A 3347-nucleotide genomic window follows, 5' to 3' on the forward strand; every position below is an offset into this window, starting at 1 on the left:
CGTAAATGCTGAAGCATTAACGTAGACCGACACGTGATCTCAACCGTGCGTCTTTAAAAACACACCTGTTATAGGATCAAGCCTTACGGGCAATTAGTATCAGTTAGCTTAACGCATTACTGCGCTTCCACACCTGACCTATCAACGTCCTGGTCTCGAACGACCCTTCAAGGGGATCAAGTCCCCGGGGAAGTCTCATCTTGAGGCGAGTTTCCCGCTTAGATGCTTTCAGCGGTTATCTCTTCCGAACATAGCTACCCGGCGATGCGACTGGCGTCACAACCGGTACACCAGAGGTTCGTCCACTCCGGTCCTCTCGTACTAGGAGCAGGCCCCCTCAAACTTCCAGCGCCCACGGCAGATAGGGACCAAACTGTCTCACGACGTTTTAAACCCAGCTCACGTACCTCTTTAAATGGCGAACAGCCATACCCTTGGGACCGGCTACAGCCCCAGGATGAGATGAGCCGACATCGAGGTGCCAAACACCGCCGTCGATATGAACTCTTGGGCGGTATCAGCCTGTTATCCCCAGAGTACCTTTTATCCGTTGAGCGATGGCCCTTCCATACAGAACCACCGGATCACTATGACCTGCTTTCGCACCTGTTCGACTTGTGAGTCTCACAGTCAAGCACGCTTATGCCATTGCACTATCAGCACGATTTCCGACCGTACCTAGCGTACCTTCGTACTCCTCCGTTACCCTTTGGGAGGAGACCGCCCCAGTCAAACTGCCTACCATGCACTGTCCCCGATCCGGATCACGGACCAAGGTTAGAACCTCAAACAGATCAGGGTGGTATTTCAAGGACGGCTCCATGCAGACTAGCGTCCACACTTCACAGCCTCCCACCTATCCTACACAAACCGGTTCAAAGTCCAATGCAAAGCTACAGTAAAGGTTCATGGGGTCTTTCCGTCTAGCCGCGGGGAGATTGCATCATCACAAACACTTCAACTTCGCTGAGTCTCGGGAGGAGACAGTGTGGCCATCGTTACGCCATTCGTGCAGGTCGGAACTTACCCGACAAGGAATTTCGCTACCTTAGGACCGTTATAGTTACGGCCGCCGTTTACCGGGACTTCAATCAAGAGCTTGCACCCCATCATTTAATCTTCCGGCACCGGGCAGGCGTCACACCCTATACGTCCACTTTCGTGTTTGCAGAGTGCTGTGTTTTTATTAAACAGTCGCAGCCACCAGTTTATTGCAACCCCTTCACCCTTCTGGCGCAAGCCAGTCAAGCTACCAGGGCGTACCTTATCCCGAAGTTACGGTACCAATTTGCCGAGTTCCTTCTCCCGAGTTCTCTCAAGCGCCTTAGAATACTCATCTCGCCCACCTGTGTCGGTTTGCGGTACGGTCACTGTTGAACTGAAGCTTAGAGGCTTTTCTTGGAACCACTTCCAGTTGCTTCGTCTCCGAAGAGACTGGCCTCACACCCTTGAATCCCGCGCCCGGATTTGCCAAAGCGCCTTCTCCAATGCAAGGACCGGGACTTCCAACACCCGGACAACCTTCCGCGATCCGTCCCCCCATCGCATTCAACAATGGTGCAGGAATATTGACCTGCTTCCCATCAGCTACGCATTTCTGCCTCGCCTTAGGGGCCGACTCACCCTACGCCGATGAACGTTGCGTAGGAAACCTTGGGCTTACGGCGAGGGGGCCTTTCACCCCCTTTATCGCTACTCATGTCAGCATTCGCACTTCCGATACCTCCAGCACGCTTTTCAACGCACCTTCGCAGGCTTACGGAACGCTCTCCTACCATGCACATAAATGTGCATCCGCAGCTTCGGTATATGGCTTAGCCCCGTTACATCTTCCGCGCAGGACGACTCGATCAGTGAGCTATTACGCTTTCTTTAAAGGGTGGCTGCTTCTAAGCCAACCTCCTGACTGTTTTAGCCTTCCCACTTCGTTTCCCACTTAGCCATATTTGGGGACCTTAGCTGGCGGTCTGGGTTGTTTCCCTCTTGACACCGGACGTTAGCACCCGATGTCTGTCTCCCGTGATTGCACTCTTCGGTATTCGGAGTTTGCTATGGCGACGTAATCCGCAATGGACCCATCAACCATGACAGTGCTCTACCCCCGAAGGTGATACACGAGGCACTACCTAAATAGTTTTCGGAGAGAACCAGCTATTTCCAGGTTTGTTTAGCCTTTCACCCCTATCCACAGCTCATCCCCTAACTTTTCAACGTTAGTGGGTTCGGTCCTCCAGCACGTGTTACCGTGCCTTCAACCTGGCCATGGATAGATCACCTGGTTTCGGGTCTACACCCAGCGACTGGACGCCCTGTTCGGACTCGCTTTCGCTACGCCTGCCCTATTCGGTTAAGCTTGCCACTGAATGTAAGTCGCTGACCCATTATACAAAAGGTACGCCGTCACCCCTTGCGAGGCTCCGACTGTTTGTATGCATGCGGTTTCAGGATCTGTTTCACTCCCCTCCCGGGGTTCTTTTCGCCTTTCCCTCACGGTACTGGTTCACTATCGGTCGATCACGAGTATTTAGCCTTGGAGGATGGTCCCCCCATCTTCAGACAGGATTTCACGTGTCCCGCCCTACTTGTCGTACACCTAGTTCTTCCATTCCGCCTTCGCCTACGGGGCTATCACCCACTATGGCCGCACTTTCCAGAGCGTTTGGCTGACGGTACAGATAAAGAGTACAGGCTGGTCCCATTTCGCTCGCCACTACTTTGGGAATCTCGGTTGATTTCTTTTCCTGCGGCTACTTAGATGTTTCAGTTCGCCGCGTTCGCTTCGCATGGCCTATGTATTCAGCCATGGATACTCCATTCGGAGTGGGTTTCCCCATTCGGATATCGGTGGATCAAAGCTCGTTTGCCAGCTCCCCACCGCTTTTCGCAGGCTACCGCGTCCTTCATCGCCTGTGATCGCCAAGGCATCCACCACATGCACTTGTTCGCTTGACCCTATAACGGGTGTGTCTCGGTCACGATTGCTCGTGCGATTCACGCTCGCTACAGGTTGAGTATTCGTGTTGCGCCGTATTTCAAGGCAATCTTTCGATCACTTAAAAATACATCGATACAATCACAACCCTGATTCACCTACTCATGCCCATCTCTAGACACTTTTGGATGAATCTCTTTACTACTTCTTCCTGATTGTTAAAGAACGACAGCCGATATTTCGCAGTGATGCGTCATACCGCTCTGACTGGCTCAATCGCCAATGCAAAAGGTTCTGCTTCGTGCAGAACGCTGTGCATTGAGGATTGGTGGAGGATGACGGGATCGAACCGACGACCCCCTGCTTGCAAAGCAGGTGCTCTCCCAGCTGAGCTAATCCCCCAGTCACACATACT

General features: G+C 52.8%; 1 tRNA gene and 1 rRNA gene. Both read right to left on the minus strand.

The features are described 5' to 3' along the window. Nucleotides 1-72: 72 nt before the first annotated feature. Nucleotides 73-2952 (minus strand): 23S ribosomal RNA (locus AB3X98_RS41850). Between the two features lie 306 nt (nucleotides 2953-3258). Continuing rightward, nucleotides 3259-3334, minus strand: a tRNA-Ala gene (locus AB3X98_RS41855). Between the last annotated feature and the right edge of the window lie 13 nt (nucleotides 3335-3347).

Origin of the sequence: Paraburkholderia sp. BR14312 (assembly GCF_040948675.1) — a bacterium.
Lineage (GTDB): Bacteria > Pseudomonadota > Gammaproteobacteria > Burkholderiales > Burkholderiaceae > Paraburkholderia > Paraburkholderia nodosa_A.